Origin of the sequence: Streptomyces regalis, assembly GCF_001509475.1 — a bacterium.
Taxonomy (GTDB): domain Bacteria; phylum Actinomycetota; class Actinomycetes; order Streptomycetales; family Streptomycetaceae; genus Streptomyces; species Streptomyces regalis.
In genome coordinates this window covers 1-15,977 of the sequence record NZ_LLZG01000406.1, presented here as the reverse complement: position 1 = coordinate 15,977, position 15,977 = coordinate 1, and the positions used below count along the sequence as shown (strand labels likewise).

Genomic DNA, 15,977 nt, shown 5'->3' with positions numbered 1-15,977 from the left:
CCCCACGGCTCAGGTGAGGTCCGTCACGGGCATCCGCCGGAAGGTGATGGTCTCGTACGGGCCGAAGTCGCCGGTCTCGTAGAGGAGTCCGACCGTCCCGTCGTCGACCCGTACGAGATCGGAGTACGCGGCGGGCAGACCGTTCACCGTGTGCGCGGACCGCCAGGTGATGCCGCCGTCGGTGGAGGCGCGGATGGTCATCAGGGCGCGGGCGGCGGGGTCGGCGGGTCCGGAGAAGAGGAGCACGTCGGGGTCGCGGAGCTGCAGGACGCTGCCCTCGCAGATGGGGGCGGTCAGGCCGGCCTGGGGGCGGAAGGGCTTCACCAGAGTCGTGCCGCCGTCCTCGGAGCAGGCGTCGGCGCGGTTTCCGGGGGACAGGGAGGGAGGGAGGGAGGGAACTACCAGTGTCGTTGCGGGTGTTGAAGTAGACGCGGCCGTCGGGGAGTTCGGCGGCGGTGGTCTCGTTGACGTTGACGTAGCCGTCGGTGTTCTCGTCGATGTAGCCGATGCGCCAGGTGGCGCCCCGGTCGTCGCTGAGCAGGCAGTGCCCGCTGTTGTACCTGGCCTCCGTGCCGATGTCGTCGCCGGTGGGCGGGATCGTGTGGTTGGCGGGGACGACGACCCGGCCGCTGCTCAGCTGGATCGCGTGGCCGGGCGTGGTGGCGTACCAGCGCCACTCCGGCCGCTTCACCTGCGCGGTGATCTCCTTCGAGCTCGACCAGGTGACGCCGTCGTCGTCGCTGTACCGCACCCAGATCCGGCGGCCGTCGGCGGCGCTCACCTCGCCGCGCAGGATGGCGGCCTCGGTGGCGGTGGCGTGGTTGCGGATGAAGACGAGCAGGATGCGGCCGGTGTCGAGGACGACGGGGGCCGGGTTACCGGCGAGGTGCCAGCTGTTGTCGGCGGCCACCGCGAGCGGGCCCCAGGTGCGCCCGCCGTCCGCCGACCGCTTGAGCACGATGTCGATCTGCCCATGGTCGGCGGCGGACTCGACCCGGCCCTCGCAGAAGGCGAGGAGCGTGCCGGTGGAGGTGGCGACGACGGCCGGGATGCGGAAACTCGCGTAGCCCTCGCGCCCGGCGCGGAAAGGGACGCTGGTCTCTGTCATGAGGGCTCCTCGACTGGCTCTCGAACGGCTGGTGACCCGTTGGATGACGGATGCCTCTGCCCAGGTCGGGCGAATTCGTGGTGAACTCCCGGTCACGAGTGGTCGGTTGCGGCAAGATGCGGTCGCATGGATGCCGTACGTGTCGCGTTGCTGCGCGAAGTGCTCGCCGGAACCGAGTGGCTGGGGGCCACACAGCGGTTCGCGGGGGCGCTGCGGTCGTCGGCGGTCTCGCACGGGGGCGGGCTGCTGCTGGTCGGCACGCCGGGGTACGAGCCGTGGCATCTGGCGGCCCATCTGGTGGACGAGGCCGCGTGGTCGGGGACGCCGGAGCTCGCCCCGACCCTCGTACGGCATGACGCGCGCGCCTCGGATCCGGCGCATCTGGCCGTCGGCCTGGGCCGGTTGGCGGCGACGCGGCGCGGGGAGACGCTCCTGGTGGTGTCGCCGGACGAGCCCGGGGAGCCGCTCCTGGAACGGGTGCACGACGTGCGGCGGGCCGGGGCGACGGTGCTGGCGCTCGGCGCCGGCGAGGGAGAGCTGACGGCGATGGCCCACGAGACGCTGGCCGTGCCGGAGGGTGCGGAGCTGGACCTGGACACCGTGCAGCACCTGGTGAGCGCGGCGGCCGGCGAGAACGCGGTGCCGTCGCCGAGGGGCCGCCGCCGCTTGCGGGACCGCCTGGCCCGCCTGGCGGAGTCGTTGACGGCACCGCCACCTGCGCGCTGGTGACCTGGCCGGGCCCCGCCCCGCCCCGCCTCCGCGCGCAAAACCGCTTGCCTCCGACACCACCCCACCCGAGCATGAACCGTCGTGACGGACGACTCCCCCACCTCTCGCTCCCGCCTGCGTGCCGTACTCCCCGACCTCGCCCCCTGGCGGGCCTCCGCGGACTTCCGGAGGTTGTGGCTGGCGGGGCTGATCTCCTCCTTCGGCAGTTTCCTGACGTTCGTCGCGCTGCCGGTGCAGATCAAGGAGCTCACTGGGTCCGCGGCGGCGGTCGGGGCGATCGGCGCCGTGGAGCTGGTGCCGTTGATCGTGTTCGGGCTGTACGGCGGTGCGCTCGCCGACGCGCTCGACAAGCGGAAGCTGATCGTGTGGACGGAGGCCGGGCAGGCGGTGCTGAGCGCGGCGCTGCTGGTCAACGCGCTGCTGCCGAGCCCCGCCGTGTGGCCGCTGTACGTCGTCGCCGCGCTTTCCTCCGCCCTCGTCTCGGTCCAACGGCCCGCGCTCGACTCGCTGTGGCCGCGGATCGTGGCCCATGAGCACCTGCCGGCGGCCGGCTCACTCAACGCTCTGCGCTGGCAGGTCGGCGGCGTCGCGGGCCCGGCCCTGGCGGGTGTGGTCGTGGCGTACGCGGGGGCCGGCTGGGCGTACGGCGCGGATCTGCTGACCTTCGTCGTCTCCGTCCTGCTCACGCTCGGCATCGCCGCCTCCCCCGCCTCGCACGAGGCCGCGAAGCCGTCCCTCAAGGCCATCGCCGAGGGCGCCCGGTACGCCTGGAGCCGCAAGGAGCTGCTGGGCACGTACGTCATCGACATCGCGGCGATGCTCTTCGCGATGCCGCTCGCCGTACTGCCCTTCCTCGCGGACGAGTTGAACGCCCCGTGGTCGCTCGGCCTGATGTACGCGGCCGTCCCTGCGGGCGCGATGCTGGTGAGCCTGACCAGCGGCTGGACCTCGCGGGTGCACCGGCACGGACGGGCCGTGGTCCTGTCGGCCGCGCTGTGGGGCGTGGCCATCGCAGCGGCCGGTGTCTCCGGCGACGTATGGCTGGTGCTTCTGTTCCTGACCGTCGGCGGCGCCGCCGACATGGTCAGCGGCATCTTCCGCGGGGTGATGTGGAACCAGACGATCCCGGACGAGCTGCGCGGCCGGCTCGCCGGGATCGAGCTGCTGTCGTACTCGGTCGGCCCGCAGCTCGGCCAGACCTACGTGGGTGGCGTCGCCGCCTGGCGGGGCGTGCGGACGTCCATCTGGTCGGGCGGGCTGCTGTGCGTGGGCGCGGTGGGGCTGCTGGCGCTGTGCCTGCCGAAGCTGATGACGTACGACGCGCGGACGAACGAGCACGCGGTACGGCTGCGGGAGCAGCGGGCGGCGGCAGCGGCGGCCGCACCGGCTGCGGCGTCGGCACCGGCGGAGGGGTGATCAGCCGGCACCGGCCGAGGGTTGATCAGTCGTCGTCCGCCGGCCCCGTCGGGGCGTCGTGCCACCGGGGGTCGTTCTCCCACTCGAGGTTGCGTTCCCGCGCGAGGTCCATCGCCTGCTGGGCCTCCTGCCGGCCGGCGTACGGCCCGAAACGGTCCTTCGCCGGGCACTCCGGCCCCTCCTCGACCTTCTTGTGCACGAGGCAGTAGTACCACTCGCCGGGCTTCCCGACCGTGCGCTTCTTGAACAAGGCCATGAGCGGCTCCTCTCGCCACCGACATGGTGCCCCATGGACGCTGGTTAGACTCGCTGGCATGTCTGGCCAGTCGCTGCTCGCACCAGGGGAGCTCTCTCCCATCCGTTCCGTGCCCGGAAACATCCGCCGCCCCGAGTACGTCGGCAAGCCCGCGCCGACGCCGTACACGGGTCCGGAGGTGCAGACCCCGGAGACCGTCGAGGCGATGCGCGTCGCCGGCCGTATCGCCGCGCGGGCGATGGCCGAGGCGGCGAAGATCATCGCGCCGGGCGTGACGACGGACGAACTGGACAAGGTGGCGCACGAGTACATGTGCGACCACGGCGCCTACCCCTCCACGCTCGGCTACCGCAACTTCCCCAAGTCCCTGTGCACGAGCATCAACGAGGTGATCTGCCACGGGATCCCCGACTCCACGGTCCTGCGTGACGGCGACATCATCAACCTCGATGTGACGGCGTACATCGGCGGGGTGCACGGCGACAACAACGCCACGTACCTGGTGGGTGACGTGGACGAGGAGAGCCGCCTGCTGGTGGAGCGCACCCGCGAGTCCCTCAACCGCGCGATCAAGGCGGTCAAGCCGGGCCGCCAGATCAACGTCATCGGCCGTGTGATCGAGTCGTACGCCAAGCGCTTCGGCTACGGCGTGGTCCGCGACTTCACGGGCCACGGCATCAACTCGTCCTTCCACTCGGGTCTGATCATCCCGCACTACGACAGCCCGCACGCGACGACGGTGATCCAGCCCGGCATGACCTTCACGATCGAGCCGATGCTGACGCTGGGCACGCACGAGTACGACATGTGGGACGACGGCTGGACGGTCGTCACGAAGGACCGCAAGCGCACCGCGCAGTTCGAGCACACGCTGGTGGTGACGGAGACGGGGACGGAGATCCTGACCCTGCCGTGATCATCGGTCACCCGATCACCGATCACCGAGCCCGCCCTGCCAGGGCGGGCTTTCTCTTGTACCCTTTTACCGACAGAGTGTCGGCAAGCCTATTGACTTAGGTTAGCCTTACCTTGGAGGATATGGCTCATGGACTCCTTCTCGACACTCATCCGCACGGCGTCCCATGAACAGCACATGGAGGCCGAGACCTCGACGTTCATGAGCGACCTGCTCGGCGGACGGCTCGGCGTCGACGCGTACGCGCGCTACACCGAGCAGCTGTGGTTCGTGTACGAGGCGCTGGAGGCCGGGGCCGAGCGGCTGGCGTCGGATCCGGTGGCGGGACCCTTCATCCGGCCGGAGCTGTTCCGGTTGCCGGCCCTGGAGCGGGACCTGGCGCATCTGCGGGGTCCGCACTGGCGGGCGGGGCTGTCGGCGCTCCCGGCGACGCGGGCGTATGCGGACCGGGTGCGCGAGTGCGCCGGGCGCTGGCCGGGCGGCTATGTCGCCCACCACTACACCCGCTACCTCGGCGACCTCTCCGGCGGCCAGATCATCCGCGACAAGGCGGAGAAGACGTGGGGCTTCGCAAAGAAGGGTGACGGGGTGCGGTTCTACGTCTTCGAGGGGATCACGAACCCGGCGGCGTTCAAGCGGAGTTACCGCGAGCTGCTGGACGCGGTGCACGCCGACGATCTGGAGAAGCAGCGGATCGTGGCGGAGTGCAAGCGGGCGTTCGCACTGAACACGGCCGTGTTCCGGGCGTTGGGCGAGGAGTTCCCGCTGTCGGCGTGACGGGTGGGCGGCGCGGTTTTCAACGCCAGGGCGGCCATGGCCGGAGACCATCGGCGTCCGTCTTCCAGGTGTCCCGCGCGGCACGCAGGACGGCCTCGGCCCGCCTGATCTCCGCGACGAGTTCGGCGTCGCGGCGGCGGAACTTCTCGTGGTCCACCACCTGGTTGTGGATCGCCTCGACCAACGCGTCCGCAGCGATCTCCTGATGCCGTGGGTACGGCTGACTTCGCCTGGTGCCGTCCGGCCGTGTCACCCGGATGTAGACGTGGTCCTGGGAGTGATCGAGTTTCACGGTGACGTCGGCCAGCGGCAACCGTTCGTCGACCCGGGGATCGCCCTGCCCCTCGGAAGCTTCCCCCTTCAGGAACAACAGCTCGTGCTCGACCAGCCCCAACGGCCACAGCCACAGCTCCGGCTCCCCCTCTTGGCCCGAGCCCTGCTGGTGCAGCTCCTCCCGTGCCCTGCTCAGTACCTGAACACGCCGAGCTCTGCGCGCCTTGGCCAGCGCCCGCCGATCCGGGCGGTGCTTGGAGTCGGGCCAGCCGTACCGCCACCTGCTCGGGAGGAACGGATAGTGGGCGTACCACGCGAGGAACCCGCCCGCGACGACGCCGACCAACAACAGCGCGACCCAGCCGTCCACCGGTTCCCCCCTGCGCCCGCCGCGACAACGGGCCCAGTGTGGCGGCATCCCACGGCCCGCACCAGGTGTCAGCGCTCCAGGACCACGCGCCCGCCGACCTCGACCCACCCTCCCGGCTGCGGTGCCGTGAGGATCTGGGACCCGGCCCCCTGTGTGATGTTGAGGGCGCGTCCCAGGCGGTCGGTGAGCAGCAGTGCCGCCGCGCCGGTCGCCTCGTCCTCCTCGATTCCGTCGTCACGGCCGGGAAAGCCGCGAGCCCGGATACGTCCGGCCGCCTCGTCCTCCCACGCCCAGGCGTAGATCCTCCCCCAGACTTCGTCCGGGGGGACCCCCATCTCGCTTCGCTCACCGAGTGGCGGTACATCCAGGTCATCCACTTCGGCCGGCGTCGCGTACTGCCGCAGGGTGCGCGGCGGGGCCCACTCCGCCCGCGCCTCGATCCAGCTGAACTCCCCGTCCAGCCGCGCGCCCACCACGCCCGCCGGGGTGACCAGTTCGGGCACATCGAGCAGCCAGGCTGTACCGACACAGGGGTGCCCGGCGAAGGGCAGGCGCAGGGTCGGCGTATAGATGTCGATGACGCCGCGCTCGGGGTCGTCCACGAACACGGTCTCGCTGAAGCCGAGCTTGGCGGCGAACGCCTGCCGGTCGCTCCGCTCGGGCATCACCGATCCCTCGCGGACGACGCCGAGTTCGTTGCCGTATCCACCGGTCGGGCCGCAGAAGACGCGGAGGACGTCGTAGTCAGTCACGGGGGAATTGAAACATCACGCGGGCAGCGAGGTCGTCCCAGTTGACGGACGATCGCATGACCGTCGAACACACCAGCAGCGCGTGGGCGACGGCGGGCGAAGGTAAGGCTAACCTAAGCTTTACCCACCAGGAGTGTAAGAGGGGATACGGCATGACCGTACTGGAGAAGGCCGCGCCCGAAGCCGTGGCAGCGGCGCCGCCGCCCCGGAGACGGCACACCGCCGCCTGGCTGCTGACCGTCGGCATGAGCGTCGCCCTCCTCGTCCTCGTCCCGATCGCCGCCGGAATCGGTGCCTACCCGATCCCGGTCGGGGACGTCCTCGCCTCCGTGCAGCACAGAGTCGGGCTCGGCGGCGGCGAGTTGGACCGGGTCGCCGAGTCGGTGCTGTGGAACGTCCGCTTCCCGAGGATCGTGCTCGCGCTGCTCATCGGGGCCTCGTTGGGCTGCGCCGGAGCGCTGATGCAGGGCGTGTTCGGCAATCCGCTGGCCGAGCCGAGCACCATCGGCGTCTCCCTGGGCGCGGCGGTCGGAGCGGTGGCCGCCATCTCGCTCGGGCTGACCTTTCTCGGCAACTGGACCCTCCCCGCGATGGCCTTCGTCGCCGGTCTCGGCACGGTGCTGCTGGTGTACGTGATGTCCCGCTCGGGCGGCCGTACGGAGGTCGTGACCCTGATCCTCATGGGCATCGCGGTGAACGCCTTCGCCGGAGCACTCATCGGCCTGTTCATCTTCCTCGCGGACACGGCGGCGGTGAACCAGATCACCTTCTGGCAACTCGGCTCTCTCGCCCAGTCCACCTGGCCCAAGGTGACGGCGGTTCTGCCCTGTGCGGTCGTCGGGCTGGTGGTGGCGCCGCTGTACGCGCGCCGCCTGGACCTGCTCGCGCTCGGCGACCGGCCCGCCCGGCATCTGGGGGTGGACGTGGAGCGGATGCGGGTCGCGTTGATCCTGGTCGTCGCGCTGCTGACGGCTGCGGCGGTGAGCGTCTCCGGGGTCATCGGGTTCATCGGCCTCGTCGTGCCGCATCTGCTGCGGATGGCCGCGGGACCCGGGCATCGGTTCCTCATTCCGGGCAGCGCGTTGGGTGGGGCGGTGGTGTTGCTCGTGGCGGATCTCGCTGCGCGGACGTTGGCGGCGCCTGCGGAGTTGCCACTGGGTGTTTTGACCGCGCTTCTTGGCAGCCCCTTCTTCTTCTGGCTGCTGCGTAGGACTCGGAGGCGGCAAGGGGGGTGGGCCTAGAGGTCGCATGCACCCCGCGTCAGTACGTGACACTCCGTCAAAGGACCCCCCTCCCGTGAGACTTCTGCGTCATCGACCGACCCCTCCCGCTCCCGCCTCCCCCGGCGACATCCTCGCCGGCACCGAGTCGCTCCACGTCCGCCTCGGCGCCCGCCCCGTACTTCACGGCGTCTCCGTCACCGTCCGCGCCGGCGAAGTGCTCGCCCTCGTCGGGCCCAACGGCGCCGGAAAGTCCACCCTGTTGAGCGCGCTGGCCGCCGACCTCCCGGCCGCCGAAGGCGTCGTACGGATTCACGGACGGCCGGCGACCGACTGGTCCGCGCCCGAACTCGCCCTCCGGCGCGCCGTGCTCCCCCAGTCGGCGTCCCTCTCCTTCCCCTTCACGGTGGAGGAGGTCGTACGCATGGGCCGTGCACCCCACGCCACCTCACCCGCGGAGGACGACCTCGCCGTGGCCGAGGCAATGGCCGCCACCGAGGTCAGCGCCTTCGCCCTGCGGCCGTTCTCCGCGCTCAGCGGTGGCGAGCGGGCCCGGGTCGCGCTCGCGCGGGTGTTGGCCCAGCGGGCGCCGCTCCTGCTGCTCGACGAACCGACCGCGGCCCTCGACCTCAAGCACCAGGAGCTGGTGCTGCGGTTGTGCCGGGAGCGGGCGCGGGCCGGGGACGCGGTGGTGGTCGTACTCCACGACCTGGGGCTCGCGGCGGCCTACGCCCACCGGGTCGCCGTCCTGCGCGGCGGGCGGGTCGCGGCGGAGGGGCCGCCCGCCGAGGTCTTCTCCGAGCAGTTGCTGTCGGAGGTGTACGACCAGCCCGTCGAAGTGCTTTCGCACCCTCGAACGGGAGGCCTATTGGTGACCCCACTACGGAACCTTTGACCTCTCTTTGACCTTTCCATGAGAGCACTTTTGGCCACTTAGGCGATCCTTATGTGCGTTAGGCAAGCCTCACCTTGCTTTGACGTGAGGCCCGTCACGCACACTTTCCGGCCACCTCCTGGAGCCTTCATGCGAGCCGTCAGACTCTCCGTCACCACTGCCATAGCCACAGCGGCGGCGCTGGCTGCCGTCACGGGGTGCACCGAGAAGGGCAGCTCGGCGGGTGGCGACCGGGTCGTCAACGTGACCGCGACGGACGACAAGTGCGAGGTGTCGAAGAAGGAGTTCCCGGCCGGCCACGTCGAACTCGCCATCGAGAACAAGGGCTCCAAGGTCACCGAGGTCTACATCCTCTTCCCGGACGACCGCATCGTCACCGAGCGCGAGAACATCGGCCCCGGCACCAAGCAGACCGTCACCGCCGAGGTGAAGGCGGGCGACTACACCATCGCATGCAAGCCCGGCATGAAGGGCGACGGCATCCGGCAGACCGTCAAGGCCACCGGCAAGGGCACGGTCGCCAAGCGCGACCCGCGCCTCGACAAGGCCGTCGCCGCCTACCGCGAGTACGTGCAGGAGCAGGCCGACGAGACGCTGCCGCCTGCCGAGACCTTCACCAAGGCGGTCAAGGACGGTGACCTGGAGGCCGCGAAGAAGGCCTACGCCCCCTCCCGCATCGGCTGGGAGCGCACCGAGCCGGTCGCCGAGTCCTTCGGCGACGACATCGACCCGAAGGTCGACCTGCGCGAGGACGGTCTGAAGGGCGACCAGAAGTGGACCGGCTGGCACCGGCTGGAGAAGGCCCTCTGGCAGGACAAGAAGATCGGCGCCGAGGAGAAGGCCCTCGCCGACCAGCTGATCACCGACCTGAAGGAGTGGCAGAACCGGGTCGGCAAGGCCGAGATCACCCCGACCTCCATGGCCAACGGTGCCAAGGAGCTCCTCGACGAGGTCGCCACCGGCAAGGTCACCGGCGAGGAGGAGCGCTACTCGCACACCGACCTGGTCGACTTCAAGGCCAACGTCGAGGGCGCGCAGAAGGCCTACGACCTGCTCAAGCCGGTCGCCAAGGAGAACGAGCCGGCGCTGGTCACCGAGCTCGACAAGCAGTTCGCCGCGTTGGACACGCTGCTCGACAAGTACCGGGCGGACGGGGCGAAGACGGACCAGTACGACTTCATCTCGTACGACAAGGTCGGCGAGGGCGACCGCAAGGAGCTGTCGGACGGCGTCAACGCCCTCGCGGAGCCGCTGTCCAAGCTCGCCGCCGCCGTCGTCACGAAGTAGGGGCGCCCCATGACCGACACCTCGCAGTCCCCGTCCCGGCGTGCGCTGATCGGCTGGGGCGGTGCCGGGCTCGCGCTCGGTGCCGTCGCGGCCGGCAGTGCCGTGGCGATGACCCGTGACGGCGACTCCGCCCCGGCCGGCGCCGCGACGGGAGCCGCCATCGCCTTTCACGGTGACCACCAGGCCGGTATCGCCACGCCCGTGCAGGACCGGCTGCACTTCGCCGCCTTCGACGTGAAGACCGACGACCGCGCCGAGTTCATCCAGATGCTGAAGGACTGGACGGCGGCCGCGCGCCGGATGACCGCCGGACAGGCGGTCGGCGAGGGCGCGTTCGGCGGCCTGGCCGAGGCGCCGCCGGACGACACCGGTGAGGCGCTGGGCCTGAAGCCGTCGCGGCTGACGCTGACGATCGGCTTCGGACCGTCCCTGTTCGAGAAGTACGGCGAGGCGTTCGGCATCGCGGACGCCCGCCCCGAAGCCCTCGTCGAGCTGCCGAAGTTCGCGGGCGACAACCTCGACAAGAACCGCAGCGGCGGCGACCTGTGCATCCAGGCCTGCGCGGACGACCCGCAGGTCGCCGTGCACGCGATCCGCAACCTGGCCCGGATCGGCTTCGGCAAGGTCGTCATCAAGTGGTCCCAGCTCGGCTTCGGGAAGACCTCGTCCACGACCCCCGACGAGCAGACTCCGCGCAACCTCATGGGCTTCAAGGACGGCACCCGCAACATCGCCGGGACGGAGACGGACCGGCTGAAGAAGTTCGTGTGGGTGGACGGGAAGGAGGGCCCCGAGTGGATGGCCGGCGGCTCCTACCTCGTCGCCCGCCGTATCCGCATGCACATCGAGACCTGGGACCGCACCTCCCTGCAGGAGCAGGAGGACATCATCGGCCGCGACAAGGGCGAGGGCGCCCCGGTCGGCAAGGCCAAGGAGCGCGACGAGCCGTTCCTGAAGGCGATGCTGCCCGACGCGCACGTCCGGCTCGCGCACCCCGCTTCCAACGACGGGGCGACGATCCTGCGCCGCGGCTACTCCTTCACCGACGGCACCGACGGCCTGGGCCGGCTGGACGCGGGCCTGTTCTTCCTCGCCTACCAGAAGGACCCGCGCACCGGGTTCGTCCGGATCCAGCGCAACCTGGCCATCGACTCGCTCAACGAGTACATCCAGCACGTGGGTTCGGCGCTCTTCGCGGTCCCGCCCGGCGTCCGCGACAAGGACGACTGGTGGGGCAGCACGCTGTTCTCCAAGGAGGCGTGAGGACCCGTGTTCTCCAACTACCTGATCGGCCTGCGCGAAGGTCTTGAGGCCGGCCTCGTCGTCTGCATCCTCATCGCCTACCTGGTCAAGACGGACCGCCGGGACGCGCTGAAGCCCATCTGGATCGGCATCGCCGTCGCCGTCGCCCTCGCGCTCGGCTTCGGCTGCGCGCTCGAATTCGGCTCCCAGGAGCTGACGTTCGAGGCACGGGAGGCGCTCGGCGGCTCCCTGTCGCTCCTTGCGGTGGGCCTGGTGACGTGGATGGTGTTCTGGATGCGGCGCACCGCCCGGCACCTGAAGGCCGAACTGCACGGCAAGCTGGACGCGGCCCTGCAGATGGGCACGGGCGCACTGGTCGCGACCGCGTTCCTGGCCGTCGGCCGGGAGGGCCTGGAGACGGCCCTGTTCGTGTGGGCGTCGGTACGTGCGGCCGGTGACGGCTCACCGCGCCCGCTGATCGGCGTCGCCCTCGGCATCGCCACGGCGGTCGTGCTGGGCTGGCTGTTCTACCGCGGCGCCCTGCGCATCAACCTCGCCAAGTTCTTCACCTGGACCGGCGGCATGCTGGTCGTCGTGGCGGCGGGTGTACTGGCGTACGGCTTCCACGACCTGCAGGAGGCCCGCTGGCTGCCGGGCCTGAAGAACCTGGCCTTCGACGTCAGCGACACCGTCGATCCGTCGAGTTGGTACGGCACCCTGCTGAAGGGCATCTTCAACTTCCAGCCGGACCCGACCGTCCTCCAGGTCACAGTGTGGCTGCTGTACCTGATCCCGACGCTCGCGCTGTTCCTGGCCCCGGTAGGGTTCGCCTCCGGGAAGGGGAAGGTGAAGGCACCTGATGAGCAGGGATCGCGGCCCTCGAAGGCTCCGCAGGCTTGACCGGAACGCACTGATGGCGGCCTGTGTGACCGCTTTGTCGTTGACGGCGAGCGGATGCGTGGTCGTCCACGGGGAGAAGGAGGTTCTCCCCTCGGCAACCAAGGCGGAGGCCGCCAAGGCACTCCAGCAGTTCACGACCGCGTACAACAAGGCGGACAAGGCGTACGACAGTTCCCTCGACGCCGACTACGTCACCGGCGCCCTGGGCGACATCGACAGTGCCCGGTTGAAGGCGGGCAAGGCGCTCAACCCCGGCGGCAACGCGGCGCACACCCCGCTGGAGCTGTCGGACGTCACGTACACGATCCCGAAGAAGGCAGGCTGGCCACGCTGGTTCGTGGCCGACGCGGCCGGCAACAAGTTCGGCAGCGCGCGCTGGCTCTTCGTGTTCACTCGGGGCGGCCTGAACGAGCCGTGGGAGGCCGCGTATCTGACGCTGGTGGCCCCCGGCGACCTGCCGAAGTTCAAGACCGACAAGGCCGGCTGGGCCGAGGCAGTCCCCGCGAACTCGACCGAACTCGCCGTGCCGCCAGGCGACTTGAGCAAGACGTACGCCGCCTACCTCAAGGACGGCAAGGGCGTCTTCGCGCCCGGCCGCCACACCAGCGAGTGGCGTGCCGACCGGGAGAAGGACGCCAAGCGGCCGGGCCTGGTCAGCCAGTTCATCGACGAGCCGCTCACGAGCGGCGACTACGCGCCGCTGGCGCTGCGCACCACGGACGGCGACGCGCTGGTGTTCTTCACCACGCGCTACTACGAGAAGCGGACGGCCTACGCGGGCACCGACGTCCCCTCGCCGGGCAAGGCCGTGGAGGCGCTGACGAAGGGCGAGATAAAGCAGTCGCTGACGATGGAGATCGTCTCCAACGAGGTGGCCCTGGACCCGAAGGGCTCGGGGAAGGTGCAGGTCATCGGCCGGACCCAGGGCCTGACGTCGGCGAAGGGCGAGTAGCGCCGCCGGCTGCGACGCCTCAGTGGCGCAGGGGCCAGGCCGCGGAGACGTGGTCGGGCTCCTCGCCGACGTAGCGGGCGCAGGCGTCGGTGAGGGTTTCCAGCAGGGTCAGCGGGTCGGGCAACGGGTGTTCGAGCCCGCGCACCCAGTGCACGCTCTGGCCGTCGCCGGGCAGCCTCGCGGGCGGTACGAGGACGTAGGACCCTCGGCAGTGCCAGCGCAGTCCGGGGTGTTCGTCCATGGTCTCGGGGTGGCAGTCCAGCTCGCAGGGCCACCACTCGTCCTCGTCCTCGGGGGTGCCGCGGGTGAGGGTGAAGAACAGCAGGCGGCCGTCGTCGCTCTCGGCGACCGGGCCGACCTCGATGCCGGCGGCGAGCAGCCGCTCCAGCGCCTCTCGCCCGGCCTCGACCGGCACGTCGAGGACGTCGTTCACCATGCCGGTCGCGGTGATGAAGTTGGCCTCGGGCTGGTGGCGGGCCCAGCGCTCGATCTGGGCGCGGTCGGTGGTGGACTGCGTCTGCCAGGCGAAGGACACGGGGTGCCGGGCGGGTGTGGGACATCCGACGCGGTCACAGGAACAGCGGTAGCCGGCCGGGTGCGCGGCGGGCGCGAGGGGCAGTCCCGTCGCCGCGGCGGCGAGCAGCAGGGCCTCCCGGCCACCGTCGCCGGCGGCCTCCTCCTTCGGGCGGCGTCCGCGCAGCCACTGGGAGATCTTGCCCTGCAGACCGGTCCGGCCGCCCAACTCCGCGCTCATCTATCCCCTCGCCTCGCTGTCGTGCGGAACAGCATGCCCTATGGTCCCACCATCCTGCGCTCCGGGGGGCCGTAGCGGACAACCGGGGTAGGTGGGGCGAGGCGTACACGGCACCGGGATCAAGGGTCATGGGGCGCTTTGACGGGATTTACACCCCCGGATTTCCGATTTCCACCCCGGTTTTCCACCCCCTCCGGGGAGGTCAGCGCGGGGCGAGGCCGTGCAGGGCGTAGTCGACGAGGGTGTCGGTGTACTCGTACGAGATCGGGCCCGTGTGCTGGAGCCAGCGCTGGGCCAGCGGCGAGACGAAGAGTTCGAGGGCGATGCGCGGGTCGAGGTCGGGGCGCACCTGGCCGGCCTCCTGTGCGGAGCGCAGCCGGTCGACGTACAGCTGGAGCGAGGGTTCGAGGAGCTTGGCCACGTACTCCCGGCCGAGCTGCTCGTTGACCAGCCCCTCGGCGGCGAGGGCGCGGGACGGGGCGGCGAAGCGGGGATCCTTCAGCTGGTCGACGGTGAGACGCAGCACGGCCTTCAGATCCGCCTCGAGGTCTCCGGTGTCCGGGATGACGTACGGCTCCTGCCCGGCTTCCTGCGCGGCCTGTTCCGCGAGGTCGAGGAACGCCTCCATCAGCACGTCCGCCTTCGACGGCCACCACCGGTAGATCGTCTGCTTGCCGACTCCGGCGCGGGCGGCGATGCCCTCGATGGTGGTCCTGGGGTAGCCGACCTCCGCGACGAGGGCGAGGGCGGCGTCGTAGATGGCACGACGGGACCGCTCGCTGCGGCGGGTGGAGTCGGGCGCGGACTGGACGGAGGGGGCGGACTGGGCGGACTTCTGGGCTGCCATGGGTCGAATTTACCAGGTTGACAAGACGGAGCGTCTCGCCGGATCCTGAGGGAGTTGGCTAGAGCGAGACGATACGTCTCGTTGCATAGCTGGAGCCGGCATGGAAAGGAGCTTGACCATGGCCCGAAGTGGAAGCGGAAACATGCTGGGAGTCGGCGGGACGCGGCGGAACCTCGACCGCAAGGCGCTGCGCGGCGGCGGTCGAGGTGGCCGGATCGGCGGCGGGACGGACCCCACGGCACAGAAACGGGAACTGTTGCGCAAGTTCCAGGAGAAGCAGGCCGAGGAGGCCGAGGAAGAAGAAGGCGTGAAGGAGGAAGAAGGGGTGAAGGACGAGGAGGCGTCCTAGTCGGACTCCGGCGGCCAGGCGTCGCCCCAGTCCGTGTCGCGGGCCGCCTTGTAGAGGTCGCCGTGGCGTTTGGTGACCGTGGTGCGGCGCAGGGAGGGTTCCGTCTCGCACAGGTCGAGGAGGACCTGGCCCTTGCGGATCTGCGGTTTGCGGACGACGCGGGCGGGGGCCGGGGTGACCGGGAGGCGGGTCGCGGCGACGTAGCTGAACTTCTCGTCCTCGTAGGCGAGGGAGCCGCCCTTGATCTGGCGGTGCAGGGAGGAACGGCTGACCCGGGCCGCGAAGTGGCACCAGTCCGTGCCGGGGGCGATGGGGCAGGCGGCGCTGTGCGGGCAGGGGGCGGCGATGTGGAAGCCGGCGGTGATCAGGCGGTCGCGGGCCTCGATGACGCGGGTGTAGCCGTCGGGGGTGCCGGGTTCGACGATCACGACGGTCCGGGCGGCGGATGCGACGGTGTCGAGGAGGGTGGTGCGGTCGGGGGCGGTGAGCTCGTTGAGGACGTAGGAGACGGTGACGAGGTCGGTGGGGTCGAGGGTGAGTGCCGAGCCGATCCGGGCGCGCTGCCAGTGGGCGTCCTTCAGTGCCGGGTTGGCTGCGGCGATCTCCCGGCCGATCGCGAGGGCGGGCTCGGCCCAGTCCAGCACGGTGACGCTGCGCTCGCCGGGCCAGGTTGCGGTGACGGCCCAGGTCGCTGCGCCGGTTCCGCCGCCGACGTCGGTGTGGCTGGTGGGGGTCCATTCCGGTACGGCCGCGGCGAATGCCTCCAGCGCCGCGTGGACCGCCTCGAAGGTGGCGGGCATGCGGTAGGCGGCGTAGGCGGCCACGTCGGCGCGGTCGCGGAGGATCGGGGTGTGGGTGGGGGTTGCCCCGCGGTAGTTGGCGATCAGCCGGTCGACGGCCTGGGCGGCCTGGCGGGGTGGGAGGCCGTCGAGGA

17 protein-coding genes and 1 pseudogene are annotated in these 15,977 nt (G+C 70.7%); 11 read left to right on the top strand and 7 right to left on the bottom strand.

Going from position 1 to position 15,977, the window contains the following annotated elements; all coding sequences use genetic code 11:
• Nucleotides 1-9: 9 nt before the first annotated feature.
• A pseudogene (locus ADL12_RS44385) lies at nucleotides 10-1,108 on the bottom strand (sialidase family protein).
• Nucleotides 1,109-1,234: 126 nt separating this feature from the next.
• Here ADL12_RS44385 and ADL12_RS44380 point away from each other — a divergent pair.
• Nucleotides 1,235-1,837, top strand: a complete 603-nt coding sequence (locus ADL12_RS44380; protein WP_062714222.1) for a hypothetical protein — start codon at nucleotides 1,235-1,237, stop codon at nucleotides 1,835-1,837.
• An 81-nt stretch (nucleotides 1,838-1,918) separates the two neighbouring features.
• Nucleotides 1,919-3,253: an MFS transporter gene (locus ADL12_RS44375; RefSeq protein WP_062714220.1), complete on the top strand. Its 1,335-nt coding sequence runs from the start codon at nucleotides 1,919-1,921 to the stop codon at nucleotides 3,251-3,253.
• Between the two features lie 25 nt (nucleotides 3,254-3,278).
• Here ADL12_RS44375 and ADL12_RS44370 read toward each other — a convergent pair whose 3' ends face one another.
• The gene (locus ADL12_RS44370) at nucleotides 3,279-3,509 is read right to left on the bottom strand and encodes a hypothetical protein (protein ID WP_062714218.1); all 231 of its coding nucleotides are present in this window, start codon (nucleotides 3,507-3,509) and stop codon (nucleotides 3,279-3,281) included.
• Nucleotides 3,510-3,567: 58 nt separating this feature from the next.
• Between ADL12_RS44370 and map the strand changes: the two genes are divergently transcribed.
• The gene (gene map, locus ADL12_RS44365) at nucleotides 3,568-4,425 is read left to right on the top strand and encodes a type I methionyl aminopeptidase (RefSeq protein WP_062714215.1); all 858 of its coding nucleotides are present in this window, start codon (nucleotides 3,568-3,570) and stop codon (nucleotides 4,423-4,425) included.
• A 129-nt stretch (nucleotides 4,426-4,554) separates the two neighbouring features.
• Entirely contained in the window at nucleotides 4,555-5,202 is a 648-nt protein-coding gene (locus ADL12_RS44360) for a biliverdin-producing heme oxygenase (RefSeq protein ID WP_062714213.1), read from the top strand.
• Between the two features lie 19 nt (nucleotides 5,203-5,221).
• On the opposite strand, the gene ADL12_RS54665 is transcribed toward ADL12_RS44360, so the two are convergent.
• Entirely contained in the window at nucleotides 5,222-5,845 is a 624-nt protein-coding gene (locus tag ADL12_RS54665; RefSeq protein ID WP_062714212.1) for a hypothetical protein, read from the bottom strand.
• Between the two features lie 68 nt (nucleotides 5,846-5,913).
• Nucleotides 5,914-6,597 carry a PhzF family phenazine biosynthesis protein gene (locus ADL12_RS44350; RefSeq protein ID WP_062714210.1) on the bottom strand — a complete coding sequence of 228 codons (684 nt, stop codon included), beginning with the start codon at nucleotides 6,595-6,597 and terminating at the stop codon, nucleotides 5,914-5,916.
• A gap of 152 nt (nucleotides 6,598-6,749) precedes the next feature.
• Here ADL12_RS44350 and ADL12_RS44345 point away from each other — a divergent pair, with 152 nt between their 5' ends.
• The 6 genes from ADL12_RS44345 (at nucleotide 6,750) to ADL12_RS44320 (ending at nucleotide 13,093) form a co-directional block, all read left to right on the top strand.
• Entirely contained in the window at nucleotides 6,750-7,838 is a 1,089-nt protein-coding gene (locus tag ADL12_RS44345) for a FecCD family ABC transporter permease (protein WP_062714208.1), read from the top strand.
• 7 nt (nucleotides 7,839-7,845) lie between these two features.
• Complete coding sequence (locus ADL12_RS44340) at nucleotides 7,846-8,712, top strand: heme ABC transporter ATP-binding protein (RefSeq protein WP_062714205.1); 867 nt, start codon at nucleotides 7,846-7,848, stop codon at nucleotides 8,710-8,712.
• Between the two features lie 129 nt (nucleotides 8,713-8,841).
• Nucleotides 8,842-9,999, top strand: coding sequence for an iron uptake system protein EfeO (efeO, locus tag ADL12_RS44335; protein ID WP_062714203.1), 1,158 nt, complete (start codon nucleotides 8,842-8,844; stop codon nucleotides 9,997-9,999).
• Between the two features lie 9 nt (nucleotides 10,000-10,008).
• Nucleotides 10,009-11,262, top strand: a complete 1,254-nt coding sequence (gene efeB / locus ADL12_RS44330) for an iron uptake transporter deferrochelatase/peroxidase subunit (RefSeq protein WP_062714201.1) — start codon at nucleotides 10,009-10,011, stop codon at nucleotides 11,260-11,262.
• A 6-nt stretch (nucleotides 11,263-11,268) separates the two neighbouring features.
• The gene (gene efeU, locus ADL12_RS44325; RefSeq protein ID WP_062714199.1) at nucleotides 11,269-12,141 is read left to right on the top strand and encodes an iron uptake transporter permease EfeU; all 873 of its coding nucleotides are present in this window, start codon (nucleotides 11,269-11,271) and stop codon (nucleotides 12,139-12,141) included.
• Complete coding sequence (locus tag ADL12_RS44320; protein WP_079052613.1) at nucleotides 12,101-13,093, top strand: SCO2278 family lipoprotein; 993 nt, start codon at nucleotides 12,101-12,103, stop codon at nucleotides 13,091-13,093. The genes efeU and ADL12_RS44320 overlap by 41 nt, the downstream gene beginning before the upstream one ends.
• Before the next feature lie 19 nt (nucleotides 13,094-13,112).
• On the opposite strand, the gene ADL12_RS44315 is transcribed toward ADL12_RS44320, so the two are convergent.
• Both ADL12_RS44315 and ADL12_RS44310 read right to left on the bottom strand, forming a co-directional pair.
• Complete coding sequence (locus ADL12_RS44315) at nucleotides 13,113-13,847, bottom strand: bifunctional DNA primase/polymerase (protein WP_062714194.1); 735 nt, start codon at nucleotides 13,845-13,847, stop codon at nucleotides 13,113-13,115.
• A gap of 202 nt (nucleotides 13,848-14,049) precedes the next feature.
• Nucleotides 14,050-14,694, bottom strand: a complete 645-nt coding sequence (locus ADL12_RS44310) for a TetR/AcrR family transcriptional regulator (RefSeq protein WP_062714192.1) — start codon at nucleotides 14,692-14,694, stop codon at nucleotides 14,050-14,052.
• A 118-nt stretch (nucleotides 14,695-14,812) separates the two neighbouring features.
• Here ADL12_RS44310 and ADL12_RS44305 point away from each other — a divergent pair, with 118 nt between their 5' ends.
• Nucleotides 14,813-15,043, top strand: coding sequence for a DUF6243 family protein (locus ADL12_RS44305; RefSeq protein ID WP_244188270.1), 231 nt, complete (start codon nucleotides 14,813-14,815; stop codon nucleotides 15,041-15,043).
• On the opposite strand, the gene ADL12_RS44300 is transcribed toward ADL12_RS44305, so the two are convergent.
• On the bottom strand, nucleotides 15,040-15,977 hold a 938-nt coding region (locus tag ADL12_RS44300; RefSeq protein ID WP_062714189.1), incomplete at its 5' end, for a small ribosomal subunit Rsm22 family protein. The genes ADL12_RS44305 and ADL12_RS44300 overlap by 4 nt on opposite strands.